Source organism: Cellulomonas sp. JH27-2 (assembly GCF_014837175.1).
GTDB lineage: Bacteria > Actinomycetota > Actinomycetes > Actinomycetales > Cellulomonadaceae > Cellulomonas.
Map to the genome: position 1 here is coordinate 687,897 of NZ_JACYFR010000003.1, position 25,827 is coordinate 713,723.

The window sequence follows — 25,827 nt, forward strand, 5'->3', positions numbered from 1 at the left end:
CGCGGGTCGCCGGGGCGGGCTAGGGTCGGGCGCGTGACTCTCGACCTGACCGGTGACGTGGTGGAGCTGACGCGGGCGCTGTGCGACCTGCCGTCGGAGAGCGGCGACGAGAAGGCGATCGCCGACGCCGTCGAGGCGGCGCTGCGAGCCTGCCCGCACCTGGAGGTGCTGCGCGACGGGGACGCCGTCGTCGCGCGGACCGACCTGGGGCGGTCGTCCCGCGTCGTCGTCGCCGGCCACCTGGACACCGTGCCGATCGCCGACAACCTGCCGACGCGACTGGTCGACGGTGAGCTGTGGGGACGCGGGACCGTGGACATGAAGGCGGGCGTCGCGGTGCAGCTCGCGCTCGCGGCCACGGTGGACGCGCCGACGAAGGACGTCACGTGGGTGTTCTACGACCACGAGGAGGTCGCGGCGACCCTCAACGGCCTGGCCCGGCTCGTCGAGAAGCACCCGGACTGGCTCGCGGCCGACTTCGCGGTGCTGGGGGAGCCGACGAACGGCGGCATCGAGGGGGGCTGCAACGGGACGCTCCGCGCGGAGGTGCGGCTGACCGGCGTCGCGGCGCACTCGGCGCGCGCCTGGGCGGGCGTCAACGCGATCCACGCGGCCGGCGAGGTGCTGCGCCGGCTCGAGGCGTACGAGCCGCGCACGGTCGACGTCGACGGGCTGGCCTACCGCGAGAGCCTCAACGCGACGGTCATCACCGGCGGAGTCGCGCCCAACGTCATCCCGGACAGCTGCGTCATCACGGTCAACTACCGGTTCGCGCCGTCGCAGACCGTGGAGCAGGCGTTCGCGCACGTCGTCGAGCTCTTCGACGGCTACGACGTGGTGCTCACCGACTCTGCGCCCGGTGCACGTCCCGGGCTCGACGCACCGGCGGCGCAGGAGTTCGCCGCGGCGATCCTGGGCGTGACCGGCGGCGAGGTCGCGCCCAAGTTCGGCTGGACCGACGTGGCCCGCTTCTCCGCGCTCGGTATCCCCGCCGTGAACTTCGGGCCCGGCGACCCGATGCTGGCGCACAAGGTGGACGAGCGGTGCCCGGTGGACCAGATCCGGACGTCGTACGACGCGCAGCGGGCCTGGCTCACCGGGAGCTGACCGCTTCTGTCGGCGAAGGCACCTAGAGTCGACGCCATGAGCGACGACGGTCAGCCGGCCCCCGGGCACGGTTATCGCAAGGGTCCGGTGCTGCTGCGCGGCCAGCAGATCCCCACCACCACGTCCGACCAGCGGCTGCTGAGCGGCGCCGGTGACACGTCGTGGCTGAGCGGCGACCCGTGGCGCGTCATGCGCATCCAGAGCGAGTTCGTCGAGGGCTTCGGGGCGCTGGCCGACGTCGGGCCCGCCGTGAGCGTGTTCGGCTCCGCCCGGACCAAGCCGGACCACGGCGACTACGCGCTCGCCGAGCAGGTCGGCGGTGGTCTGGCGCGCGCCGGCTACGCCGTGATCACCGGTGGCGGCCCGGGCATCATGGAGGCCGCGAACAAGGGGGCCAAGGAGGCAGGCGGGCTGTCGGTCGGGCTCGGGATCGAGCTGCCCTTCGAGCAGGGCATGAACGACTACGTCGACCTCGGCGTGAACTTCCGCTACTTCTTCGCCCGCAAGACGATGTTCGTCAAGTACTCCCAGGGGTTCGTGGTCCTGCCCGGTGGGTTCGGCACGTTCGACGAGCTCTTCGAGGCGCTGACGCTGGTGCAGACGCACAAGGTCATGGAGTTCCCGATCGTGCTCGTCGGGCGCGACTACTGGCAGGGGCTGCTCGACTGGGTCACCGGAGCCGTCGTCGAGCGCGGGCTGATCGGGCCGACGGACCACGAGCTCCTTCGCGTCGTCGACACGGCACAGGAGGCGATCGAGATCGTCGTCGCGCGGGACGCGGAGCTGCGGTCGGCCGAGCAGGCAGCGGTCGACGCCACCGCGCGTGACCAGCAGGCGGCGCAGGACGCCTCGTCGTGATCGCGGGAGTCCCCGCCCGCGGGGCCGACCTGCGCCTGCGTGACCGCACGTTCGGTCCCGACCACCCGGTGGTCATGGCGGTGGTGAACCGCACGCCCGACTCGTTCTACGCAGCCGCCCGGTACGGCGACGACGACGCGGCCGACGAGGCCGTCACGCGCGCCGCCGACGAGGGCGCGGACATCGTCGACCTGGGCGGCGTGCGTGCGGGCCGCGGGCCGGAGGTGTCCGTCGACGACGAGATCGCGCGCGTCGTGCCGCTCGTCGCGCGCGTCCGCGCCCGCCACCCGGACCTGCTGGTCAGCGTGGACACGTGGCGCGCGCCCGTCGCGCGCGCGGCGGCCGACGAGGGCGTGGACCTGGTCAACGACACCTGGGCCGGCCACGACCCGGAGCTCGTCGAGGTCGCCGCCGAGCGGGGTCTCGGCATCGTCTGCTCGCACACCGGCGGCGCGGTCCCGCGCACCGACCCCTTCCGCGTCGCGTACGGCGACGACCTGGACGGCGTGGTCGACGACGTCGTCGCGACCGTCTCCGCCGGGGCGCGGCGGGCCGTGGCGCTCGGCATCGACCCCGCGAGCGTGCTCGTCGACCCCACCCACGACTTCGGCAAGAACACCTGGCACTCGCTGCACCTGGTCCGCCGGACGCAGACGCTGGTCGATCTGGGCCATCCTGTGCTCATGGCGCTGTCACGCAAGGACTTCGTGGGCGAGACCCTCGACCTGCCGGCCGACGACCGGCTCGAGGGGACCCTGGCCGCGACGTCGGTCGCCGCCTGGCTCGGTGCCCGGGTGTTCCGCGCGCACGACGTGCGCGCCACCCGCCGCACGCTCGACATGGTCGCGGCGATCCGCGGCGACCGTGCGCCGCAGCGAGCCGTCCGGGGGCTGGTGTGAGCGAGCAGCCCGGCGTCGCGGACCCCACGCGCCCGACGAGCGGGAGACCTCCCGAGGACCAGGTCGTGCTCGACGATGACGTGCTCGACGACGACGTGCCTGGCGACGCCGTCGCGGAGCCGTCCCCCGTCGCTCGTCGGGTCCACGACCCCCGCGGCTGGCCGTGGTGGGTGCAGGTGCTCGCGGTGTACGCGGCGGCCCGGTTGTTCAGCGCGATCGTCCTCATGCTCACCGCGAGCCGCCAGGAGGCGAGCTACTGGGGGGATGCGCACCCGTCGTACCTCGAGTTCACCGGCAAGTGGTGGGACGCGGACTGGTACCGGCAGGTGGCCGAGAACGGCTACCCCTCTCAGCTGCCGCGCGGCGACGACGGCCTGGTGCAGCAGAACCCGTGGGCGTTCTTCCCGCTGTTCCCCATGATGGTGCGCGGCCTGATGACCGTGACCGGCGGTGAGTACTACCAGGTGGCGCCCCTGCTGGCGCTGGTCCTGGGCGCCGGCGCCATGCTCGTGATCCACCCGCTGGTCCGCATCGGCGCGCCGCGCGCTGTGGCGGCGCGGCCCGGACTGCCGCTGGCGTCGGTCGCGCTGGTCAGCGTCTTCCCGACGGCCGTCGTGCTCCAGATCGGCTACACCGAGTCCCTCGCACTGCTGCTGATCGCGGCGTCGCTGCTGCTGCTGCTCAAGCGCCTGTACTTCGAGGCGGCGCTCGTCGTGATCGCGCTCGGCTTCACGCGCGCCGTCGCGCTGCCCATGGCCGTCGTCATCGTGGTGCATGCGCTGGTGCGCTGGCGGGACTCCCGCGCCGGGCGCGACACGCTCACGGGCCGCGACGTGGGTGCGCTCGGCGGACTGGCCGTCGCCGCGGGCATCTCCGGGGTCGCGTGGCCGCTGATCTGCGGGTGGGTCACCGGTGAGAAGGACGGCTACCTCCAGACCCAGGAGGCGTGGCGCGGCGTCCGGTCGGTCAAGCCGTTCAGCTCGTGGGGCTACGTCACGCAGTTCTGGTTCGGCGACCTGGCCCCGTGGGTGATGTGGGGCTCGTTCGCGCTGGTCGTCGCCGTCCTCGTCGTGCCCGCCGCCTGGCGCCTGGGCCCCGAGCTGCACGTGTGGCCCGCCGCCTACCTGCTCTACATCGCCGGTGCCGTGGAGCCGAGCAGCAGCCTGGCGAGGTTCATGCTGCTCGCGTTCCCGATGGCGACCATCACGGCGGGCGTGGTGACCCGGCCGGCGGTCGCCCGACGCGCGTGGTTCACCCTCGTCGTCGTCGCGATGCTGTACCTGCAGTGCGTCTGGATCTGGGACATGTGGCGCATCCAGGGGCCCACCGGATGGCCGCCGTGACCTGCGCGCCCGGGTGACCCGACGCCGCTCGCGCGGTGATGTGTGGGTTCCGTGAACTAAGATGGTCGACGGACAACCGGCAGCTGGGCCGCAGGTGGAGTGCGTGCGAACGCGCCCGATGCGGCCTGCCGGGACGAACGAGGCGAAGGAGAGGCCCCGCATGGCCGCGATGAAGCCGAGGACCGGCGACGGACCGCTCGAGGTGACCAAGGAGGGCCGCGGCATCGTCATGCGCGTCCCGCTCGAGGGCGGTGGACGTCTGGTGGTCGAGCTCAACGCGACCGAGGCGGCCGAGCTCGGCGAGGCCCTGACCGCCGTCGTCTCCTGACGAGCGGGATGGCGCGCACGAGCGACCGCAGGACCACCGGGCAGACGGACGGGACCCGTCCGTCTGCCCGTGCTCGCACGACCATCGGGGGTCCGCTGCCCGAGGTCGTGCTGGCGGGTGATGCGCTCGCCGACGGTGACGCGCGGGGCGGCAGGGGCGGTCGCCCGACGACGACCGTCGCCGACGTGCTCGCCGGGAGCGGCGCGGACGCCGTCGCCGTGCCGCTGCTGCCCGCGGTCGAGGGCGACACCGGTGCCCAGCCCGGCGAGGGCGCTGCGCAGGTCGCCGCGCTGTACGGGATCGACCTCGCGGAGATCGCGGACCGCACCGGGCAGACCGGCGCGGCCGGCGAGACCTACGTCCTCCAGCTCCCGCGGCCGGTCGGGACGGCCGTCACCCTCCCGTGGACCGAGCTCCCGCCACGCATCGTGCTGGTGGGTGCCGGGACGCAGGACGCGACCGACCTTCGTCGCGCCGGGGCCGCACTGGCCCGCGCGACGCGCGGCCTCGACCGCGTCGTGACGACGGTCGGTGCGCAGGCGCGGCAGACGGCGTCCCAGGTCGCCGAGGCCGCGCGCGCGTTGACCGAGGGCTACCTGCTCGCCGCGTACGCCCAGCCGACGGCAGGCAGCGTGCAGCCGAAGGACGTCGGCACGCTGGTGCTGCTGGGCCGCGACGGGACTCGCGTCGCCGCCGCCGTGGACGCCGCGACGAGCTCCGCGTCCGCGACCTGGCTCGTGCGCGACCTCGCGTCCACGCCCTCCAACATCAAGAACCCGGCGTGGTTCGCCGACCAGGCCAAGCGCCTGGCCACGCGAGCCGGCCTGACGACGACGGTGCGCTCGACCCGTGAGCTCACGGCCGAGGGCTTCGGCGGCATCCTCGCGGTCGGTGCCGCGTCGGCGTCGCCGCCGAGGCTCGTCACGGTGAGCTACGTGCCCGAGGGTGCGGCGAACGGCAAGCACGTGGTGATCGTCGGCAAGGGGATCACGTTCGACACGGGCGGGCTGAGCATCAAACCGCGCGAGTCGATGGTGACGCAGAAGTCGGACATGACGGGGGCTGCGGTCGCGCTGGCGACCGTGCTGGGGGCGGCCGAGGCCGGCGTCCGGCACCGTGTCACCGCCGTCATGCCGCTGGCGGAGAACCACTTCGGTGCCTCGTCGTACCGTCCGGGCGACGTGCTGCGGATGTACGGCGGCACGACGGTCGAGATCGCGAACACCGACGCCGAGGGTCGCCTCGTCCTCGCCGACGCGCTGGCCTGGGCCGACGAGACGCTCGATCCCGACGTGCTCGTCGACGTCGCGACGCTGACCGGCGCAGCCGCCGTCGGGCTGGGGCGCACCCACGGTGCGCTGTACGGCACCGACGACGCGCTCGTCGCGGCGCTGGAGTCCGCCGGTGCGTCGTCGGGCGAGCTGCTGTGGCACCTGCCGCTCGTCGACGAGTACGAGGAGTCGGTGCAGTCCTCGATCGCGGACCTGCGCCAGGTGCCGTCGGACACCCGCGTCGGCGCGCGGTCCATCGCCGCCGCGCTGCTCCTGCGCCACTTCGTCGGGAAGCGGGCGTGGGCGCACCTGGACATCGCGGGACCGGCCCGCGCGTCCGCCGACCGTCACGAGGTGACGGAGGGCCCCACGGGCTTCGGCGTCCGCCTCCTGCTGCGCTACCTGTCCGACCTGCGCTGACCCGCGGAGGTCAGCGCTTGACGGCGACCAGCAAGCCGTCGCCGCTGGGGAGCAGCGCGGACAGCAGCCGGTCGTCGTCGCGGACCGTGCGGCCCAGCTCGCGGACGGCCGTCGTCGTCTCGTCGCGGCGCGCGGGGTCGGCGACGCGGTCGTGCCACAGCGCGCCGGCGACCGCCAGCACTCCGCCGGACCGCAGCAGGCGGACGGCCTGCTCGACGTACGCGGCGGCGTTCTCCTTGTCGGCGTCCACCAGCACCAGGTCGTACGCGCCGTCGGTCAGGCGGGGGAGCACGTCGAGCGCGCGCCCGGAGATGGTGCGCGTGCGCGTCGCCCGCAGACCCTCGTCGGCGAACGCCTCCTTGGCCGCGCGCTGGTGCTCGACCTCGATGTCGATGGTCGTCAGGACACCGTCGGCGGGCATGCCGCGCAGCAGGTGCAGCGACGAGACGCCGGCACCCGTGCCGATCTCGACGGCCGCCTTCGCGCCCACCGCGGCGGCCAGGACCGTCAGGGCCGCGCCGGCGCCGGCGGGGACGGGGGTGCACCCGAGCTGGCCGGCACGCTCGCGCGCACGGGCCAGGACGTCGTCCTGCTGGACGAACTCCTCGCTGTAGACCCAGCTGCTGGCCTTGTCGCTGGAGATGACGACCTCCCGGTCGGGTGCGCGTGCCCGGCGCGGGATGCCTCCGGGTCAGGCGCCAGCGTAGTCCCGCGCGCGGGCCCGACGACGGACGCGGAACTATCCGGGCGCGTGCGGCGTTGCACCCGATGCGACGCATCAGGGCCGCACCTGGGACACTGGACGTCGACGTACCGATCCGAGGAGCCCCGTGCCGTCCACCCCGCAGTCCGCCCCGCACCCCGGCTGGCAGCCGCCGTCGTGGGAGCAGATCGTGCGCGAGCACTCGGCGCGCGTCTACCGGCTCGCGTACCGCCTCACGGGCAACAAGGCCGACGCCGAGGACCTCACGCAGGAGACGTTCGTCCGCGTGTTCCGCTCGCTGCACACCTACCAGCCCGGCACGTTCGAGGGCTGGCTGCACCGCATCACCACCAACCTGTTCCTCGACCAGGCGCGCCGCAAGCAGCGCATCCGCATGGACGCCATGGGCGAGGAGGCCGACCGCTACGCGTCGGGCGACCAGCTGGCCGCGCCCGAGCGCGCGTTCGAGCACGGCAACCTGGACCGCGACATCCAGCAGGCGCTCGACGACCTGCCCCCGGAGTACCGCGCCGCGGTCGTCCTGTGCGACATCGAGGGCCTGTCGTACGAGGAGATCGCCGTCACGCTCGGCATCAAGCTCGGCACCGTGCGTTCGCGCATCCACCGCGCGCGGGCGCGGCTGCGGGTCTCGCTCGAGCACAGGGCGCCAGACGTCACCCGCGCTGCGGAGTCGTTCCTGGATGCGCCCGACGAGGTGCGCGCGTGAGCCACCTCGGGTCGCGGATCAGCGCCCTGGCCGACGGGCAGCTCCCGCCGGCGGCCGCCGAGCGCGCGCTCGCCCACGTGGCCGGGTGCCCGGAGTGCGCGGCCGAGCTGAGGGCCGCCCGCGCGGCGCGTGCCGCGCTGTCGTCGGCCGCCGCCGACGTGCTGCCGGACGCCGACCTCGCCGACCGGCTGCTGTCCCTGGCGCCGAGCGAGCCGCCGGCGTTCGCACCCCAGGCGGCGGACCCGTTCGCGACGACCCCGCGCCGCACCGCGTACGACGTCGGCTCCTACGGGCTGCACCGCGGCCCCGCCCGCCGCGCGTGGGGGACCCGCACCGGTGCCGCGCTGTGCGGCGAGGTGCCGCTGCGCCGCGTCGCACCGCGCATGGTGGTCGGCTCGGTGGCCGGGATGGGGGCCGTCGCCGCCATGCTGTTCGTGCTGGGCGCGCGGCCCGCGATGACGCCCGAGGGCCACCTGAGCGCCGACCTGGAGCTGCTCGGTCACGCGTCCGTGCAGCCGGACGACGGCAAGGTCCGCTCGGTCTCGCTGCAGGCGGATGACGACCTCGTGGACGCCGCGGGGAGCGACGCCGTCGCCTGGCTCGGGGACAACGGCTGGCCGTTCCCCGACCGCCTCGCCGCTGGGTGGTCGGTGAGCGCCGTGCGCTACACCGCCGACGGCGGCATCGAGATCGACGTCACCGGTGCGGCCGGACCCGTCGTCGTGACCGAGAACGCCGGCCGCCTCGACACCGCCCACCTGGCGGGCGCGCAGATCGAGACCCTCGGCGACCGCGAGGTCGTGGTGCTCTCCGAGCAGCCGTGGCACGTCGCCTGGCAGTCTGGCGGCACGGTGGTGCAGGTGGTGGCGGGGCAGGAGTCGGGCGACGCCCACGCGTTCGTGGGACAGTTCCCGGGCGGCGCCTACGACGACGGCGTCCCGGCCCGCATCTCGCGCGGGTGGTCCACCGTGACAGGAGTGTTCGACCAGCCATGACGACGCCCGACGAGCACTCCGGCGCACAGCCCGCACAGCCGGAGGCCGGCCCGGCCGTGCCCCGACCCGCACCCGCTGCCACGCCTGCTCCTGAGGCTGAGCCAGCACCGGCCGAGGCTCCGCTGTTCGCGCCGCCCGTCACGCGTCAGCCCCCGGCCAGCCCGACGGCGCAGGCCGCCGAGGCGCCGAGCCCGAGCCTGAGCACGGCGCCGGCGGCCGCGACGCCGCCCATGTTCGGTCCGCCAGCCATGCATGCGCCGGCCCAGCCGGCGGGATCCCACGCGCCGGGGGTCCAGGCGCCTCATGCCCCGCACGCGGGTGCGCACCAGACGTGGCCGCCTGGCTCGCCGGCACCGGACCAGCCGCAGCGCGTGGTCCGTGTGCGCCGGTCCAAGGCGCGGCGCAGCATGTCCGTGGTGTGGGTCGTGCCCATGCTGCTGCTCGCGCTCGCCGCCGGGGTCGTCGGTGGCCTCGTCGGCGGGAACCTGTCCCACGACGACCACCTGACGTCCGCCGACCTGCCGACGTCCGCGGCGAGCGGCTCGACGTTGCGCGACCCCGGGTCGGTCGCGGGCATCGCGTCGGGCATCCTGCCGAGCGTCGTCTCGATCGAGGCGACGAGCTCGGACGGAACGGCCACCGGCACCGGGTTCGTGCTGCGCGAGGACGGCTACCTGCTGACCAACAACCACGTCGTCGCGAGCACCGCCGACGGCGCGGGCACGCTCACGGTCACCTTCGCGGACGGGCACCAGGCCGATGCGCGCATCGTCGGCCGCACCTCCGACTACGACCTGGCCGTGGTGAAGGTCGACGAGGACGGCCTGGACCCGCTGGTGCTGGGGAACTCCGACGACGTGGTCGTCGGCGACCCGGTCGTGGCCGTCGGCGCGCCGCTCGGGCTTGCTGGGACGGTCACGACGGGCATCGTCAGCGCGAAGAACCGGCCGGTGTCCGCGGGCGATGCGACCGACACGGCGTTCATCAACGCGATCCAGACGGACGCGGCGATCAACCCGGGCAACTCCGGGGGACCGCTCGTCGACGGCGCGGGCGAGGTCATCGGCATCAACTCCGCGATCGCGCAGCCGCCGGGCGGCCTCAACGGGACCGGCGGGAGCATCGGGCTGGGCTTCGCGATCCCGTCCAACCAGGCCCGCCGCACGGCCGAGCAGCTCATCGAGACGGGGCACGCGACCTACCCGGTGATCGGGGTGCTGCTGGACCAGTCGTACACGGGCGAGGGCGTCAAGGTGTCCGCCAACGCGCAGCAGGGCGGCGACCCCGTCACGGCGGACGGCCCGGCCGACAAGGCGGGCATCCGCGCCGGCGACGTCATCCTGGCGATCGACGGCCGGCCGGTCACCGATCCGGACGAGCTCATCGTCGCGATCCGCGCGCACGAGCCGGGCGACGTCGTCGAGCTGAAGGTCCGCACGGGCAAGGACTCCCGCACGGTCCGGGTCACGCTCGACGAGGCCGGAAACTGATCGGCACGCTCATGCGGCGGGGGTAACCTGGGCCGGTGTTCGACATCAACGGGAGCGAGTTCATCGTCATCCTGCTGGTCGCCGCGATCGTCATCGGGCCCCAACGGCTCCCCGGCTACGCGGAGCAGCTGGGTGCGCTCGTGCGCAAGGCGCGCGTGTGGATGAAGGACGCCAAGGGGCGCATCGACGCCGAGATGGGCGACGACGCCCTCGACGTCGACTGGCGATCGTTGGACCCGCGGCAGTACGACCCGCGCCGCATCGTGCGCGACGCGCTGATGGACCCCGAGCCGGGTCTCGTGCCTGACCCCCGTCAGGCCGCCGCCGGTGTCGCGCCGGCCGTGGCGCTCGCCAAGGCGTCCCCCACGGGGCGTGCGCCGTTCGACACCGAGGCGACCTGAGCCTCCAGCAGCAAACCGGATGAATTCGGTCCGATCCACCCGTTTCACCTGACAGAATGGACGCATGGCTGTGCCGCCCTCCTCGTCGCGCATCTTCTCCGGGATGCAGCCCACGTCGGACTCCCTCCACCTCGGCAACTACCTGGGGGCCCTGACGCAGTGGGTGGCGCTGCAGGAGGGCAACGAGGCGATCTACTGCGTGGTGGACCTGCACGCGCTCACCGTCGCGCCCGACCCTGCGGTGCTGCGCGACCGGACTCGGCGCACGGCCGCCCAATACCTCGCGGCGGGCGTCGACCCCGAGCGGAGCCTGCTGTTCGTGCAGTCGCACGTGCCCGAGCACGCGGAGCTCGCGTGGATCCTGTCCTGCCACACCGGGTTCGGCGAGGCCAGCCGGATGACGCAGTTCAAGGACAAGTCGGGCCGGCACGGGGTCGAGGGCACGACGGTCGGGCTGTTCACGTACCCGGTGCTCATGGCCGCCGACATCCTGCTCTACGACACGCACCTGGTGCCCGTGGGCGAGGACCAGCGCCAGCACCTAGAGCTCACACGTGACCTCGCGCAGCGCCTGAACACCCGCTTCGGCGCCGGGACGGTCGTCGTCCCCGAGCCGCACATCGTGAAGTCGACGGCGAAGATCTACGACCTGCAGGAGCCGACGGCCAAGATGAGCAAGTCGGCGGCGTCGCCGAACGGCCTCATCGAGCTCATGGACGACCCGAAGGTCGTCGCCAAGCGGATCCGCTCGGCCGTGACCGACGACGAGCGCGAGATCCGGTTCGACACCGCGGCCAAGCCCGGCATCTCCAACCTGCTGACGATCTACTCGGCGCTGACCGGCCGGACCGTCGAGGACGTCGAGGCGTCGTTCGCCGGCCGCGGGTACGGAGAGCTGAAGGTCGAGCTGGCCGACGTCGTCGTGGCGTGGCTCGAGCCGTACCAGGCCCGCGTCAACGGGTACCTGGCCGATCCGGCGTCGCTCGACGAGGTGCTCGCGGTCGGCGCGGAGAAGGCCCGCGACATCGCGGCCGTCACGCTCGACCGCATCTACGAGCGCTCGGGCCTGCTGGCGGCCCGCCGGCGCACGCGGGTAGGGGCATGAGGCTGCCGGAGCGATCCGGCGACCAGCTCGTCATCGGGATCGCGGTCACGATCCCCGAGCCGCACGGGTCGGCGTTGCAGGAGGCGCGCGGCCGGTTCGGGGACCCGATGGCTGCGTTCATCCCGCCGCACATCACCCTGATCGGTCCGACGGCGCTCGCGCCCTCTGACGGTGCGGACGTGCGTGCCCACCTCGACGCCGTCGCCGCGCGCTCGGCACCGTTCCAGGTGCGGCTGCGCGGGACGGCCACGTTCCGGCCCGTGTCCCAGGTCGCGTTCGTGCAGGTGGCCGACGGTCTGTCCGCCTGCGAGCTCCTCGAGGCGCAGATCCGCCGAGGCCCGCTGGCCCAGGAGCTACGTTTCCCGTACCACCCGCACGTCACCGTCGCGCACGACCTCGCGGACGCCCAGCTCGACGCGGCCATCGACGAGCTCGCGACGTTCGACGCGTCGTTCCTCGTCGAGCGCTTCGACTGCTACCAGCACGGCGACGACGGCGTCTGGCGGACGGTCGGCAGCCACCGGTTGACGGGCTCGCCCGCGGATGCCGAGGTCAGCGCCTCGTCCTAGGGTCGGGGCATGAGCGAACCCGTCGGTGCAGGCCGCGCGCACCAGCAGGCGCCCGCGGACGACGCGTCCGCCGCATCGCCGACGTCGTTCATGGGCCGGGTCAAGGCGGTGCTCGCCTGGTGGCAGGCGACGAGGCCCGCGCGGGCCAACGCGCGCTTCGGGTCGCGCGGAGGCGGGGTGCTGACCGGAGGCATCGCGTACGCCGCGTTGTTCGCCGTGTTCGCGGGCCTGACGATCGGCTACACGATCCTCATGGCCGTGCTGGGCAACAACGAGGAGCTGCGGGACAAGGTCCTGGACGCGGTCAACGACTCCCTGCCGGGACTGATCAACACCAGCGGTGACGCGGACGCGGGGGGCATCGACCCCGACTCGCTGCAGCTCTCGGGTTCCCTGACGTTCGCCGGCATCATCGCCATCGTCGTCCTGCTCCTGTCCGCGCTGTCGGCTACGGCCGCGCTCCGTACGGGCGTGCGCGCGATGTTCGGCGAGGAGAGCGGCGGCAGTGCGGTGGGTCAGAAGCTCGCGCAGCTCGGTGGGCTGGCAGGATTGGCCTTCGCGGTCCTCCTGTCGGCCCTCGTCTCCACCGCGGCCGGCTCGGTCGCGCGGTGGGTGCTGCAGGCGGTCGGCTGGAACGACGGCTCTGGGTTCGTCCTGCAGGCCGTGGGTGTCCTGGTCGCGTTCGTCGTCGACGCCGCGACGTTCCTGCTGATCATCCGCGTCCTGGCCGGTGAGCACCCGCCGCGGAGCGACCTGCTGTGGGGCGCCGTCATCGCGGGCGTGGGGATCGGGATCGTCCGCTTCCTCGGGACGTCCGTCGTCGCGGGCAGCGTCAGCAAGAACCCGCTGTTCGCCGGGGCGGTCGTCATCGTCACGCTGCTGCTGTGGGTCAACCTCATCTCCCGCATCGTCCTGCTGGCGGCGGCCTGGGTCGCCAACCCGCCCCAACCCCCGAAGGACGTCTGACCGGTCAGGCGGTCGGCGCGAGGGCGCGTCGGATCGCGGGGAGGTTTCTCGCCAGCGTGAGCAGGCGGGCGCGGGTCGCCGCCGGTTCGCCGATCTCGCCCAGGCGGAGCATGCCGGGGTCGCCAGCGCGCTGGCCGGCCTCGATGCGGTCCGTCGCCGCGGTCATGCGAGCGGTGACGTGGTCGAGGATCGCGCCGGGCTCCACGTCGCCGTAGGCCCGGGCGATGACGACGAGCCCGTGCGCGGCCTCGTCGGGATCCGCCCCCAGCCGCAGCAGCGGCGAGCTCCACGCCAGCATCGCCAGGTCGTCGATCGGCACGCCCGGCCCGGCGACGTCCCAGTCGAAGACGCCCGCCAGCTCGTCGCCGTCGAACGCCAGGTTGTACATCGCACAGTCGTGGTGGCAGACGATCTCCCCGGGCTCCAGCGCCCGCTCGACGAATCGCCAGCGCCTCGACGAGCGGGGGAACCCCCGCACGACGCGGTGGTACTCCCTGAGCCAGTGCGCGGCAGACGCGAGCTGCCCGTCCGTGAGGTCCCGCTCGCCGATCGGCACCACCTCACCGGGGAGGTAGGTGAGGATCTCGCGCCCGCGATCGTCGATGCCCAGCACCCGCGGCACGTGCGGCAGGCCCGAGTCGGCGAGGAAGGCCAACAGCTCGTGCACCGCCGGTGTCCACGGCCCGGTCGGCCGCCGGACCGTGTCCCCGACCAGAACGGCCCCACCCACGTTCCCACCGGGCAGCGGGATCTCGTCGGGCGCGTCCATGCGCCCACCCTAGGCGGGGACGACGAAGGCCCCGCACGTGGCGGGGCCTTCGTCGGGGGACGTCAGAACGCGCGGGTGATCATCGCGCGCTTGACCTCCTGGATCGCCTTGGTGACCTCGATGCCGCGGGGGCAGGCCTCGGTGCAGTTGAAGGTGGTGCGGCAGCGCCACACGCCTTCCTTGTCGTTGAGGATCTCGAGGCGCTGGGCGCCACCCTCGTCGCGGCTGTCGAAGATGAACCGGTGCGCGTTGACGATCGCGGCGGGGCCGAAGTACTGACCGTCGGTCCAGAAGACGGGGCACGACGACGTGCACGCGGCGCACAGGATGCACTTGGTGGTGTCGTCGAACCGCTCGCGCTGCTTGGCGGACTGCAGGCGCTCCTTGGAGGGCTCGTTCCCGGTGGTGATGAGGAACGGCATGATCTCGCGGTAGCTGGCGAAGAACGGCTCCATGTCGACCACGAGGTCCTTGACCACGGGCAGGCCCTTGATGGGCTCGACCGTGATGGGCTTGGACGGGTCCAGGTCCTTCAGCAGCGTCTTGCAGGCCAGGCGGTTGCGGCCGTTGATGCGCATCGCGTCGGAGCCGCACACGCCGTGCGCGCACGAGCGGCGGAACGTCAGCGAGCCGTCCTGCTCCCACTTGACCTTGTGCAGGGCGTCGAGCACGCGGTCGGTGCCGTGGCACAGGACCTGGAACTCGTCCCAGTGGTCGACGACGGCGTCGCCGTCATCGCTGGGCAGGTGACGCAGCACCCGCAGCGTGACGGTGAACGACGGGATGGCGCCGACCTCGGCGGGGGCGTCCTCGAGAACGGCGGTCATCAGTACTTACGCTCCATCGGCTGGTAGCGGGTGACGTTCACGTGCTTGCTGCCCAGCACCAGCTGGTAGCCGTCGAACACCTCGGTGAAGGCGAAGCGGCCTTCCTTGTCGCCGTCGCCGTCGCCCCACTGGCGGTGGCCCTCGGCCTGCAGCGGCCGGCGGTACGCCATGGTGTGGTGCATGAAGTTGGCGTCGTCGCGGTCGGGGAAGTCCTCGCGGAAGTGGCCGCCGCGGGACTCCTCACGGTTGAGGGCGCCGACGACCACGGTCTCCGCGATGTCCAGCAGGAAGCCCAGCTCGACGGCCTCGAGGAGGTCCGTGTTGAACGTGCGGCTCTTGTCCTGCACGGACACGGCGCGGTAGCGCTTGGCCAGGTCCTTGATGTCGTCCAGCGCCTGCGTCAGGGAGTCCTTGGTGCGGAACACCTGCGCGTTCGCGTCCATCGTCTCCTGCAGCGCCTTGCGGATGTCGGCCACGCGCTCGCCGTCGGGACGGGTGCGGATGGTCTCCAGGCCGGCCTCGACGTCCGCGGCCGGGTTCTCCGGCAGCTCGATGAAGTCGGCGCCCGCGGCGTACCCGGCGGCGGAGATGCCCGCGCGCTTGCCGAACACGTTGATGTCCAGCAGCGAGTTGGTGCCCAGGCGGTTGGAGCCGTGCACGCTGACGCAGGCCACCTCACCGGCGGCGTACAGCCCGCGGATGACGTCGGTCTGGTTGCGCAGGACCTCACCCTCGATGTTCGTCGGGACGCCGCCCATCGCGTAGTGCGCGGTCGGGTAGACCGGCACCGGCTCCGTGTACGGCTCGACGCCCAGGTACGTGCGCGCGAACTCGGTGATGTCCGGGAGCTTGGCGTCGATGTGCGCCGGCTCCAGGTGCGTCAGGTCCAGCAGGACGTAGTCCTTGTTGGGGCCGGCGCCGCGGCCCTCGCGCACCTCGTTGGCCATGGACCGGGCGACGATGTCGCGCGGGGCCAGGTCCTTGATCGTCGGCGCGTAGCGCTCCATGAAGCGCTCGCCCTCGGAGTTGCGCAGGATCGCGCCCTCGCCGCGGGCGGCCTCCGACAGCAGGATGCCGAGGCCCGCCAGGCCGGTCGGGTGGAACTGGAAGAACTCCATGTCCTCCAGCGGGATGCCGCGGCGGTACGCCAGCGCCATGCCGTCGCCCGTGAGCGTGTGCGCGTTGGACGTCGTCTTGAAGATCTTGCCGGCGCCGCCGGTGGCCAGGACCACGGACTTGGCCCGGAAGATGTGGATCTCGCCCGTCGCCAGCTCGTACGCTACGACGCCGCTGACCGTGACCTCCTCGCCCTCGGGCACGTGGCCCGCGGCGAGATCGTGGTCCACCAGCAGGTCGAGGACGTAGAACTCGTTGTAGAACTCGACCTCGTTCTTCACGCACTGCTGGTACAGCGTCTGCAGGATCATGTGACCCGTGCGGTCCGCGGCGTAGCAGGAGCGGCGCACCGCGGCCTCGCCGTGGTTGCGGGTGTGGCCGCCGAACCGTCGCTGGTCGATGCGGCCCTCGGGCGTCCGGTTGAACGGCAGGCCCATCTTCTCCAGGTCGAGCACCGCGTCGATGGCCTCCTTGGCCATCACCTCGGCGGCGTCCTGGTCCACCAGGTAGTCACCGCCCTTGACGGTGTCGAACGTGTGCCACTCCCAGTTGTCCTCCTCGACGTTGGCCAGCGCGGCGCACATGCCGCCCTGCGCCGCACCCGTGTGGGAACGCGTGGGGTAGAGCTTGGAGATGACGGCCGTGCGCACGCGGGTGCTCGACTCGAGGGCCGCGCGCATCCCGGCGCCGCCGGCGCCGACGATGACGACGTCGTACTGATGGGTCTGCATTCTCAGTCCTTAGGAAGCCGTGCAGAAGGCGGGCAGCAGGTTGGCCGGCGAGTCCGTCGGGCACGGGTCGAACGTGAAGATCACCAGCGTGCCGAGCACCACCGTGATCACGAACGCGAGGTAGAGCAGGCCCTTGAGGACCAGCCGCACACCGTCGCGCTCGGCGTAGTCGTTGACGATGGTGCGCACGCCGTTGGTGCCGTGGATCATGGCGAGCCACAGCATCAGCAGGTCCCAGACCTGCCAGAACGGCGACGACCACTTGCCCGCGACGAACGCGAAGTCGATCTCCTTGACGCCCTCGCCGGTCACGAGGTTGACGAACAGGTGCCCGAAGATCAGCACCAGCAGCAGCACGCCGGACGCGCGCATGAACACCCAGCCGTAGAGCTCGGTGTTGCCGCGCGTGGTGAGGCGCGACGGACGGGCGCGCGGGGGACGCGGCGCCTTCGGGTCGGCGATGGTGGTCATCACTCGCCTCCGAACACGTGCATGAGGTGACGGGGCAGGAAGCCGGCCATCGTCACGACGAACAGGCCGAGCACGATCCACAGCATCACGCGCTGGTACTTGGGGCCCTTGGCCCAGAAGTCGACCAGGATGATCCGGATGCCGTTGAACGCGTGGAAGACGATGGCGGCCACGAGGCCGGCCTCACCGAGACCCATGATCGGGTTCTTGTACGTGCCGATGACGTCGTTGTAGTCCTGGGGGGAGAGGCGGACCAGCGACGTGTCGAGCACGTGCACGAGCAGGAAGAAGAAGATGGCGACACCGGTCACACGGTGGGCGACCCACGACCACATGCCTTCACGGCCGCGGTACAGGGTTCCGACCGGCGCTTTGCGCGGCGGTGCGGAGGGCGCTGCGGGCACTTGGGGGGCCTCCTGGCGAGTGAGAGGTAGAACCACCGGGTCGACGGCTGCGTCGACGTCGGCGTCTGTCGTTCCTCACTGTATCGACCGGATGTTGGCCCGCACGCCCCCGGTAGGCCTTTGGTCCCTCGCTGTGAGGAAGTCCACACGGTGAGACGGGAACCGCCGGGCGCTGGTGGCCGTGTCGTCGCATGGATGGATGCAGCGGAGGTGCCCGTGGAGGTCGCGCTCGCTGCGACCACGGATGCATTCATCAGGCGGTCGGGCCGAGCGGGCGGTCGGACCGCCCCGCCGCGGGCCGTCCGTCGCTAGCCTGAGCGCCATGTCGACGCCGATCCCCGGGTTTCATGCCGTCATCCCCGCCGGTGGCGCCGGCACCCGCCTGTGGCCGCTGTCCCGCGCGGGGTACCCCAAGTTCCTCCTCGACCTCACCGGTTCGGGGCGGACCCTCCTGCAGGCGACGGTCGATCGGCTCGCGCCGCTGACAGGGCCCGACGGCGTGCTCGTCGTGACCGGGGTGCGGCACGTGGAGGCGGTGGCCGCGCAGGTACCCGGGCTGGACGCGGCCGGCGCCGGTGCGCGCCTCCTCGCGGAGCCGTCCCCGCGCGACTCGATGGCCGCCATCGGGCTCGCAGCAGCCGTGCTGCTGGAGCGGCACGGCGACGACGTGGTGCTCGGCTCCTTCGCGGCGGACCACGTCATCAGCGGGACCGAGGCCTTCGAGGCCGCCGTCCGCGAGGGCGTCGCCGCCGCGCGCGCCGGGTTCGTCGTCACGATCGGCATCCACGCGACCGGCCCGTCGACGGCGTTCGGCTATGTCCGCTCCGCCGGACCGCTGGGCGTCGACGGGGCACCCCGCGCACGTCACGTCGCGGGTTTCACGGAGAAGCCGGACGCCGAGACAGCCGCCGCCTACCTGGCCACGGGGGAGTACCGCTGGAACGCGGGCATGTTCATCGTGCGCGCAGACGTGCTGCTCGGCCACCTTGCCACGCAGCTCCCCGCCCTCGCCGCCGGGCTGCGGGAGATCGCCGCGGCGTGGGACACGCCCGCCCGCGACGAGGTGCTCGACCGCCTCTGGCCCGGGCTGACCAAGATCGCGATCGACCACGCCATCGCCGAGCCCGTCGCGGCCGCCGGCGGCGTCGCGGTCGTCCCCGGCGACTTCGACTGGGACGACGTCGGTGACTTCGCCTCGCTCGCCCCCCTGCTGTCGGCCGGGCCGCACGGGACGACGCTCGGCGACGACGGGTCCGTGCTGCGTCTCGACGCCGACGGGTCCTTCGTCGTGCGCGGCTCGGACCGGGTCGTCTCGGTGATCGGGGTGCCCGACGCGATCGTCGTCGACACCCCTGACGCCGTGCTCGTCACGACCCGCGCCCACGCGCAGGACGTGAAGGCCGCGGTCGACGCCTGGCGCGCCGCCGGCCGCGACGACCTCCTCTGAGCGCAGGCGGCCGAAGCCGGATCGTGAACGCGCGTGAAGCCACGCGCGGCGGGCGATAGCCTCGAAAGCGTGTCAGCCGAGCCCGCACCGCAGCCCACCGTGAACGCCGCCGCCCCCAGCACCGAGGTCGGAGCGCTCGCGGACCTTCGTGGTGGGCAGTCGGCCTCCGGCACGGAGCTGCTGGTGGAGGCGCTCGCGGAGCTGCGCGACGAGCTCGTCGCGATCCGCCGCGACATCCACGCCCACCCGGAGGTGGCGCGCACCGAGACGCGGACGTCGCACCTGATCGCGGACCGGCTGCGCGCGGCCGGCCTCGAGCCGCGCCTGCTGCCCGGTTCGGGGGTCGTCTGCGACCTGGGCCCGACCACCGGCCCGCGCGTCGCGCTGCGCGCGGACATCGACGCCCTCCCGGTGGCCGACACCTGCGGGCTGCCGTGGTCGTCGACCACCAAGAACGTCGCGCACGCGTGCGGCCACGACGCACACACGACCGTGGTGCTGGGCGCGGGCCTTGCGCTCGCGCGGCTGGCCGAGGCCGGTCAGCTGACCAGCGGCGTGCGCCTCATCTTCCAGCCGGCGGAGGAGGTGCAGCCCGGCGGCTCCCTCGACGTCATGGCCGCCGGCGGGCTGGACGGCGTCAAGCGGATCTTCGCGGTGCACTGCGACCCGAAGGTCGACGTCGGCCAGGTCGGGACCCGCATCGGGCCCATCACGTCCGCGAGCGACGAGGTCCAGGTGACCGTCACCGGCCACGGCGGCCACACGTCGCGCCCGCACCTCACCGGCGACGTCGTGTTCGCGCTCGGCCAGGTGATCACGCAGGTCCCGGCCGTGCTGGGCCGCCGGCTCGACCCGCGCTCGGGCGTCAACCTCACCTGGGGCGCCGTGCACGCGGGTGCCGCGCACAACGCGATCCCGTCGTCGGGCGTCGTCAAGGGCACGCTGCGCTGCCTGGACGTGCGCGCGTGGGAGAAGGCCTCCGAGGTGTTCCACGCCGCGGTCGAGCAGGTGCTGGCACCGCTGGACGTCGAGGTCGAGATCGTGCACCACCGCGGGGTGCCGCCCGTGGAGAACGACGAGCGGTCGACGACGCTGCTGGAGGCCGCCGCGCGCGACGTGCTCGGTGCCGACTCGGTGCTGCTGACCGAGCAGTCGCTCGGCGGCGAGGACTTCGCCTGGTACCTGACCAAGGTGCCCGGTGCGATGGCCCGGCTGGGGACGCGGACGCCCGGCGGTGTCACGTACGACATCCACCAGGGGGATCTGCGGGTCGACGAGCGAGCCATCGAGGCCGGCGCTCTGCTGCTGGCCCGCGCAGCGGTCCTGGCTGGCTGAGAGCGTCTCACTGGACGAGATCTGGCGTCCGCCACCTGGGCTGATGTCTCAGGTGAGTAACGGATCCTGCGGCGATACCCGTCGGTAACATGCGCGTCATCTGACGCTGACTAGAGTCCGACCATCAATGCCGGACAGCTTCGTCGTGCGATCGCGCGATCTGACTGGACCCGGCCTGCTGACGAGACTCAGGAGTGTCGAGTGAAGAAGATGATCAGCGCGGTCGCCCTCAGCGCGACCGTCGCCCTGGCCCTGGCCGCTTGCGGCAGCGCCCCCGACGACGAGGCGACGGCGGGCGCCAGCGGTACGCCGAGCGCGAGCAGCTCCGGTGCTGCCGCGGCGAGCGACTTCAAGGCCTGCATCGTCTCCGACGCCGGCGGCTTCGACGACAAGAGCTTCAACCAGCTCTCGTTCGAGGGTACGCAGAAGGCCGCGACCGACCTCGGCGCCCAGTTCGCCAAGGTCGAGTCCGACTCGTCGTCCGACTTCCCGCAGAACCTGCAGAGCCTCGTGAGCGAGAACTGCAAGCTCATCGTCTCGGTCGGCTTCGCCCTGTCGGCCGACACGGTCAAGTCCGCCAACGAGAACCCCGACCTCGAGTACGTGCTGATCGACGACGCGGCCGACGCCGACTTCGACGGCAAGACGGACGCCCCGAACATCAAGCCGCTCCTCTACGACACGTCGCAGGCCGCGTTCCTCGCGGGCTACCTGGCCGCGGGCTACTCGAAGGCCGGCAAGGTCGGCACCTTCGGCGGCCAGCCCTACCCGACCGTCACGATCTTCATGGACGGCTTCAAGCAGGGCGTCGAGTACTACAACAAGACGAAGAACAAGTCGGTCAAGGTCGTCGGCTGGACCGGCGAGGAGAAGGGCTCGTCGTTCACCGGCGGGTTCGACGCGAACGACAAGGCCAAGCAGACGGCGACGCAGGTCCTGGACCAGGGCGTCGACGTGATCCTCCCCGTCGGTGGCCCGATCTACCAGTCGGCCATGGACGCGATCAAGGACTCCGGCCGCGACGTCGCGCTGATCGGCACCGACGCCGACCTGTTCCAGACCGACCCCTCCAGCCAGCCGCTGGTGCTCACGTCGATCCTCAAGAAGATGGACGTCTCGAGCTACGACGCCGTCACCGCCGCGGGCAAGGGCAGCTTCGACCCGACCGCGTACGTCGGCACCCTCGAGAACGGTGGCGTCGGCATCGCCCCGCTGCACAACTTCGAGTCGAAGGTCGACCCGGCCCTCGTCAAGGAGGTCACCGACCTCCAGCAGCAGATCATCGACGGCAAGGTGACGGTCAAGTCCTACCTGGCCAAGTGACCTGACATGCTGCGGGGAGGCCCGACCGGGCCTCCCCGCAGCGTGTCGGCGTGCACGATCGACCGAACATCTCGAGGATCGACCACATGAAGCTTGAGCTTCGAGGAATCACCAAGCGCTTCGGCGCACTGGTCGCCAACGACCACATCGACCTCACGGTCGAGCCCGGCGAGATCCACTGCCTGCTCGGTGAGAACGGTGCCGGCAAGTCGACGCTGATGAACGTGCTCTACGGCCTCTACACGGCCGACGAGGGCGAGATCCTCCTCGACGACGAGGTGCAGCACTTCGCCGGCCCGGGCGACGCCATGGCCGCCGGCATCGGCATGGTCCACCAGCACTTCATGCTCGTGCCCGTCTTCACGGTCGCCGAGAACGTGATGCTCGGCCACGAGCAGACGCGCTCGGGCGGCAGGCTCGACCTCGAGGCGGCCCGCCGCCAGGTGCGCGAGAGCGCCGAGCGGTTCGGCTTCCACGTCGACCCGGACGCCCTGGTCGAGGAGCTGCCCGTCGGCGTGCAGCAGCGGGTCGAGATCATCAAGGCCCTCTCCCGGGAGGCCAAGGTCCTGGTCTTCGACGAGCCGACGGCCGTGCTCACGCCGCAGGAGACCGACGAGCTGATGGCGATCATGCGCCAGCTCAAGGAGTCGGGAACCGCCATCATCTTCATCACCCACAAGCTGCGCGAGGTCCGCGAGGTGGCGGACCGCATCACCGTCGTGCGCCGTGGGGCGATCGTCGGCGAGGCCGACCCCGGCGCCAGCGACTCCGAGCTGGCCGCGCTCATGGTCGGTCGCGCCGTCGAGCTGACGGTCCGCAAGGACGCGCCGCAGCTCACGGACAACGCCCTCGAGGTGGAGAACCTCATGGTCGCGGACGCGAACGGCACCGTGCTCGTGGACGACGTGAGCTTCACGGTCCAGGGCGGCGAGGTCGTCGTCATCGCGGGCGTGCAGGGCAACGGGCAGACCGAGCTCGCCGAGGCGCTCGCCGGCCTGCAGCCCGACGTCCGCGGCAGCATCCGGCTCGACGGCAAGGAGCTCGTCGGCCGCTCGGTGCGCGACGTCATCGACGCCGGGGTCGGCTTCGTCCCCGAGGACCGTGGGGTCGACGGTCTCGTCGGGACCTTCAGCGTCGCCGAGAACCTCATGCTCAACCGGATCGAGGGGCCGCCGTTCGTCTCGCGCGGCGCGCTGCGCCTCGGCTACCGCGACGAGTTCGCCCGCGAGAAGGTCGAGGAGTTCGACATCCGCACGCAGAGCATCGACTCGCCGGCCGGGCGCCTGTCCGGCGGCAACCAGCAGAAGGTCGTCCTGGCGCGGGAGCTGTCCCGCGAGCTGCGCCTGCTCGTCGCGGCTCAGCCGACCCGGGGCGTCGACGTCGGCTCCATCGAGTTCATCCACAAGCGGGTGGTCGAGACGCGCGACGCGGGCGTGCCCGTCGTCGTGCTGTCCACCGAGCTCGACGAGGCCGCGGCGCTCGGCGACCGGATCATCGTCATGTACCGGGGTCGGGTCGTCGGGATCGTCCCGTCCGACACGCCCCGCGACGTCATCGGCCTCATGATGGCCGGCGTCCCGCCGCAGGAGGCAGGTGATGCGGCGTGAGCACGGCTGACGAGCACTCCGTCGTCCCCGCCACCGCGCTGGTCCCGGTCCCCCCGGAGGAGCAGGGCACGGCGGCGCCGTCCGACGACGAGGCGCGCTGGCGCGACGCCTTCCGCCGCGCCACGTCCAGCAGCTGGGCCGTGTCCATCGGTGCCGTGATCCTCGCGGTGCTCGCGGGCTCGGTCATGATCGCGGTGACGGATCCCGAGGTCCAGAAGGCCGCCGGCTACTTCTTCTCCCGCCCCAGCGACATGATCTCGGCGATCGGGCAGGCCGTCGGCGGTGCGTACGCCGCCCTGTTCCGTGGTGCGGTCTACGACTACCGGGCCGACGACTTCGCGACGGGCATCCGACCGTTCATGCAGTCGCTGACGTACGCCACGCCGCTGATCCTTGCGGGCCTCGGTGTCGCGCTCGGCTTCCGCGCCGGCCTGTTCAACATCGGTGGTCAGGGCCAGATGCTGGCATCGGCCGCGGCGGCGGGATGGGTCGGGTTCGCCTTCGACCTGCCGGCCGGCATCCACCTGCTGGTGGCGGTCGTGGCGGGCGCGGTGGCCGGTGCGCTGTGGGCCGGCATCGCCGGTGCCCTCAAGGCCTACACGGGCGCGCACGAGGTGATCGTCACGATCATGCTCAACTACGTCGCCTTCTACCTGCTCTCGTACCTGCTGGCGACGCCCGGCCTGCTCCAGGCACCGGGATCGGCGAACCCGAAGACGCCGCCCATGAAGGACACGGCGCTCTACCCCAAGCTGTTCGGCGACAAGTACGCGCTGCACGCCGGGTTCCTCGTCGCGCTCGGTGCGGTCGTCGTCATCTGGTGGTTGCTGTCCCGCTCGCGGATGGGCTTCACGTTCCGGATGGTCGGCGAGAACCCGTACGCGGCGCGCGTCGCGGGGGTCGACGTCCGGCGCAAGACGGTCGAGGCGATGCTGGCCTCGGGTGCGCTCATCGGCCTGGCCGGCGGCACGCAGGTGCTGGGTCTGATCACCACCGGCTTCGGCTCCGACATCGACGCCGGCATCGGGTTCGACGCCATCACGGTCGCGCTGCTGGGTGGGTCCCAGCCCGTCGGCGTGCTCGGTGCGGGCATCCTGTTCGGAGGCTTCAAGGCCGGCGGGTCGACGATGCAGGCGTCGCAGGGCATCCCCATCGAGATCGTGCTCGTCGTCCAGTCGCTCATCGTGCTGTTCATCGCCGCTCCGCCGCTGGTGCGGGCCATCTTCCGGCTCCCGCAGCCCGGTACGCGCCCGACGAAGGCCGCGAAGTCCGCGAAGGACAGCAAGCCCGCGCCGTCCGAGAAGAAGGGAGCGGACGCATGACCGCGCTCGCCCCGACCGTCCCGGTCACGCCCGAGCCGGGGGTGCACCGTCACGTCGTGACCGTCAGCCGCAAGCTCGCGATCACGCTCGGCGTCGTCACCGCCCTCTCGGCCCTGCTCTACCTGCTCGCGCCGCGCGAGGGGGACACGAGCTTCCGGCTCGCCACGGGGACGGACGCGGTCGAGATCGGTGACCTGAAGGTGCCGGGCATGGCCACGGCATGGGTCTGCGTCGCTGTGATGGCCGTGCTGACCGTCTACGCCGCGGTCCGGACGTGGACCAACCGCCGGACGGGGCTGTGGGTCCCCATCCTGTTCGCGTTCGCCTTCCTCGTCGCGTTCCTGTCCTGGGCGGGCGCGGGCAGCGACAGCGACATCCCGGTCTCGCGCTTGATCGCCGGGTCGGTCCTGCTGTCGGTGCCGATCGTCTTCGGGGCGCTCGGCGGGGTCATCGGGGAGCGCGCCGGTGTCGTCAACATCGCGATCGAGGGCCAGCTCCTGGCGGGCGCCTTCACCGCGGCCTTCGTCGGCACGCTGACGGGCAGCCCGTGGGCGGGCCTGATCGCGGCCGTGCTGTCCGGCGTCCTCGTCGCCCTCGTGCTCGGCGTCTTCGCCATCAAGTACCGGGTCAACCAGGTCATCGTCGGCGTGGTGCTCAACGTGCTCGTCATCGGGCTGACGAGCTTCCTGTACTCGACGGTGATGGTCCCGGACGCGGAGACCTTCAACCAGACCGAGCGCTTCGGTTCGCTGGCGATCCCGCTGCTCTCGAAGATCCCCATCCTCGGCCAGGCCCTGTTCAACCAGCCCGTCGTCGTCTACATGATGTACGTGGCGGTCCCCGCCGTCTGGTTCGCGCTCATGCGCACACGCTGGGGCCTGCGCGTCCGTGCGGTCGGCGAGCACCCGACCGCGGCCGACACCGTCGGCATCAAGGTGGAGCGGACGCGGTACCGGGCGCTGGTCGTCGCCGGTGCGATCACCGGCATCGGCGGCGGGTTCTACACCGTCGTCTCGGTGTCGAGCTTCGGCAAGGAGATGACCGCGGGCGCCGGGTTCATCGCGCTCGCCGCCGTCATCTTCGGCAAGTGGGACCCCGTGCGTGCCGCGCTGGCGGCCCTGCTGTTCGGGTTCGCCTCCAACCTGGAGGGGACGCTGAGCATCGTGGGCGCGCCGGTCCCCAGCCAGTTCATGCTGATGCTGCCCTACGTCGTGACGATCCTTGCCGTCGCGGGCCTCGTCGGGCGGTCGCGTCCGCCGGCTGCCTCCGGCGAGCCGTACGTGAAGGGCTGAC

At 72.3% G+C, this 25,827-nt stretch carries 25 protein-coding genes; 19 read left to right on the forward strand and 6 right to left on the reverse strand.

What is annotated here, in order from left to right:
• The first annotated feature begins 33 nt into the window (after window positions 1–33).
• From dapE to IC607_RS12210, 6 genes are all read left to right on the forward strand, one after another.
• On the forward strand, window positions 34–1,107 hold the full coding sequence (dapE, locus tag IC607_RS12185) for a succinyl-diaminopimelate desuccinylase (protein ID WP_191787620.1): 1,074 nt from the start codon (window positions 34–36) through the stop codon (window positions 1,105–1,107).
• Between the two features lie 36 nt (window positions 1,108–1,143).
• Complete coding sequence (locus IC607_RS12190; protein ID WP_191787621.1) at window positions 1,144–1,965, forward strand: TIGR00730 family Rossman fold protein; 822 nt, start codon at window positions 1,144–1,146, stop codon at window positions 1,963–1,965.
• Window positions 1,962–2,864 carry a dihydropteroate synthase gene (gene folP / locus IC607_RS12195; protein ID WP_191787622.1) on the forward strand — a complete coding sequence of 301 codons (903 nt, stop codon included), beginning with the start codon at window positions 1,962–1,964 and terminating at the stop codon, window positions 2,862–2,864. Before IC607_RS12190 ends, folP begins: the two co-directional genes overlap by 4 nt.
• Window positions 2,861–4,207 carry a hypothetical protein gene (locus IC607_RS12200; protein ID WP_225224832.1) on the forward strand — a complete coding sequence of 449 codons (1,347 nt, stop codon included), beginning with the start codon at window positions 2,861–2,863 and terminating at the stop codon, window positions 4,205–4,207. Before folP ends, IC607_RS12200 begins: the two co-directional genes overlap by 4 nt.
• A 160-nt stretch (window positions 4,208–4,367) precedes the next feature.
• The gene (locus IC607_RS12205; protein WP_191787623.1) at window positions 4,368–4,535 is read left to right on the forward strand and encodes a DUF3117 domain-containing protein; all 168 of its coding nucleotides are present in this window, start codon (window positions 4,368–4,370) and stop codon (window positions 4,533–4,535) included.
• Between the two features lie 8 nt (window positions 4,536–4,543).
• Window positions 4,544–6,226: a M17 family metallopeptidase gene (locus tag IC607_RS12210; protein ID WP_191787624.1), complete on the forward strand. Its 1,683-nt coding sequence runs from the start codon at window positions 4,544–4,546 to the stop codon at window positions 6,224–6,226.
• Between the two features lie 10 nt (window positions 6,227–6,236).
• Here IC607_RS12210 and IC607_RS12215 read toward each other — a convergent pair whose 3' ends face one another.
• On the reverse strand, window positions 6,237–6,869 hold the full coding sequence (locus IC607_RS12215; protein WP_191787792.1) for an O-methyltransferase: 633 nt from the start codon (window positions 6,867–6,869) through the stop codon (window positions 6,237–6,239).
• A gap of 187 nt (window positions 6,870–7,056) precedes the next feature.
• Between IC607_RS12215 and sigE the strand changes: the two genes are divergently transcribed.
• The 7 genes from sigE to IC607_RS12250 all read left to right on the forward strand — a co-directional run bounded on the left by sigE (window position 7,057) and on the right by IC607_RS12250 (window position 13,182).
• Window positions 7,057–7,656, forward strand: a complete 600-nt coding sequence (gene sigE / locus IC607_RS12220) for an RNA polymerase sigma factor SigE (RefSeq protein WP_191787625.1) — start codon at window positions 7,057–7,059, stop codon at window positions 7,654–7,656.
• Window positions 7,653–8,651, forward strand: a complete 999-nt coding sequence (locus IC607_RS12225; protein WP_191787626.1) for a zf-HC2 domain-containing protein — start codon at window positions 7,653–7,655, stop codon at window positions 8,649–8,651. Before sigE ends, IC607_RS12225 begins: the two co-directional genes overlap by 4 nt.
• Window positions 8,648–10,141, forward strand: a complete 1,494-nt coding sequence (locus tag IC607_RS12230) for a S1C family serine protease (RefSeq protein ID WP_191787627.1) — start codon at window positions 8,648–8,650, stop codon at window positions 10,139–10,141. Before IC607_RS12225 ends, IC607_RS12230 begins: the two co-directional genes overlap by 4 nt.
• Before the next feature lie 35 nt (window positions 10,142–10,176).
• Window positions 10,177–10,542, forward strand: coding sequence for a twin-arginine translocase TatA/TatE family subunit (locus IC607_RS12235; RefSeq protein WP_191787628.1), 366 nt, complete (start codon window positions 10,177–10,179; stop codon window positions 10,540–10,542).
• 64 nt (window positions 10,543–10,606) lie between these two features.
• Window positions 10,607–11,647, forward strand: a complete 1,041-nt coding sequence (gene trpS, locus IC607_RS12240) for a tryptophan--tRNA ligase (RefSeq protein ID WP_191787629.1) — start codon at window positions 10,607–10,609, stop codon at window positions 11,645–11,647.
• Window positions 11,644–12,216, forward strand: a complete 573-nt coding sequence (locus IC607_RS12245) for a 2'-5' RNA ligase family protein (protein WP_191787630.1) — start codon at window positions 11,644–11,646, stop codon at window positions 12,214–12,216. The genes trpS and IC607_RS12245 overlap by 4 nt, the downstream gene beginning before the upstream one ends.
• A gap of 9 nt (window positions 12,217–12,225) precedes the next feature.
• Window positions 12,226–13,182: a YihY/virulence factor BrkB family protein gene (locus IC607_RS12250; RefSeq protein ID WP_191787631.1), complete on the forward strand. Its 957-nt coding sequence runs from the start codon at window positions 12,226–12,228 to the stop codon at window positions 13,180–13,182.
• Between the two features lie 4 nt (window positions 13,183–13,186).
• Here the strand turns inward: IC607_RS12250 and IC607_RS12255 are convergent, their stop codons facing one another.
• The 5 genes from IC607_RS12255 to sdhC form a co-directional block, all read right to left on the reverse strand.
• A complete protein-coding gene (locus IC607_RS12255) occupies window positions 13,187–13,951 on the reverse strand; it encodes an aminoglycoside phosphotransferase family protein (RefSeq protein WP_191787632.1) in 765 nt (254 codons plus the stop codon).
• A 62-nt stretch (window positions 13,952–14,013) separates the two neighbouring features.
• Window positions 14,014–14,778, reverse strand: coding sequence for a succinate dehydrogenase iron-sulfur subunit (locus tag IC607_RS12260; protein WP_191787633.1), 765 nt, complete (start codon window positions 14,776–14,778; stop codon window positions 14,014–14,016).
• A complete protein-coding gene (gene sdhA, locus IC607_RS12265; RefSeq protein WP_191787634.1) occupies window positions 14,778–16,625 on the reverse strand; it encodes a succinate dehydrogenase flavoprotein subunit in 1,848 nt (615 codons plus the stop codon). Before sdhA ends, IC607_RS12260 begins: the two co-directional genes overlap by 1 nt.
• Before the next feature lie 9 nt (window positions 16,626–16,634).
• Window positions 16,635–17,096 (reverse strand): succinate dehydrogenase, hydrophobic membrane anchor protein, encoded by a 462-nt coding sequence (gene sdhD / locus IC607_RS12270; RefSeq protein ID WP_191787635.1) that lies wholly within the window; start codon window positions 17,094–17,096, stop codon window positions 16,635–16,637.
• Entirely contained in the window at window positions 17,096–17,452 is a 357-nt protein-coding gene (gene sdhC / locus IC607_RS12275) for a succinate dehydrogenase, cytochrome b556 subunit (RefSeq protein WP_225224985.1), read from the reverse strand. Before sdhC ends, sdhD begins: the two co-directional genes overlap by 1 nt.
• A 370-nt stretch (window positions 17,453–17,822) precedes the next feature.
• On the opposite strand from sdhC, the gene IC607_RS12280 reads away from it, so the two are divergent.
• The 6 genes from IC607_RS12280 (at window position 17,823) to IC607_RS12305 (ending at window position 25,826) form a co-directional block, all read left to right on the forward strand.
• On the forward strand, window positions 17,823–18,947 hold the full coding sequence (locus IC607_RS12280; protein WP_225224833.1) for a mannose-1-phosphate guanylyltransferase: 1,125 nt from the start codon (window positions 17,823–17,825) through the stop codon (window positions 18,945–18,947).
• A gap of 69 nt (window positions 18,948–19,016) precedes the next feature.
• Complete coding sequence (locus tag IC607_RS12285) at window positions 19,017–20,282, forward strand: amidohydrolase (RefSeq protein WP_370526177.1); 1,266 nt, start codon at window positions 19,017–19,019, stop codon at window positions 20,280–20,282.
• A 201-nt stretch (window positions 20,283–20,483) separates the two neighbouring features.
• Window positions 20,484–21,605: a BMP family ABC transporter substrate-binding protein gene (locus IC607_RS12290; protein ID WP_191787638.1), complete on the forward strand. Its 1,122-nt coding sequence runs from the start codon at window positions 20,484–20,486 to the stop codon at window positions 21,603–21,605.
• Window positions 21,606–21,691: 86 nt separating this feature from the next.
• Window positions 21,692–23,212 carry an ABC transporter ATP-binding protein gene (locus tag IC607_RS12295; RefSeq protein ID WP_191787639.1) on the forward strand — a complete coding sequence of 507 codons (1,521 nt, stop codon included), beginning with the start codon at window positions 21,692–21,694 and terminating at the stop codon, window positions 23,210–23,212.
• Window positions 23,213–23,250: 38 nt separating this feature from the next.
• Window positions 23,251–24,534, forward strand: a complete 1,284-nt coding sequence (locus IC607_RS12300; protein WP_191787794.1) for an ABC transporter permease — start codon at window positions 23,251–23,253, stop codon at window positions 24,532–24,534.
• Entirely contained in the window at window positions 24,531–25,826 is a 1,296-nt protein-coding gene (locus IC607_RS12305; RefSeq protein ID WP_191787640.1) for an ABC transporter permease, read from the forward strand. The genes IC607_RS12300 and IC607_RS12305 overlap by 4 nt, the downstream gene beginning before the upstream one ends.
• Window position 25,827 lies beyond the last annotated feature (1 nt).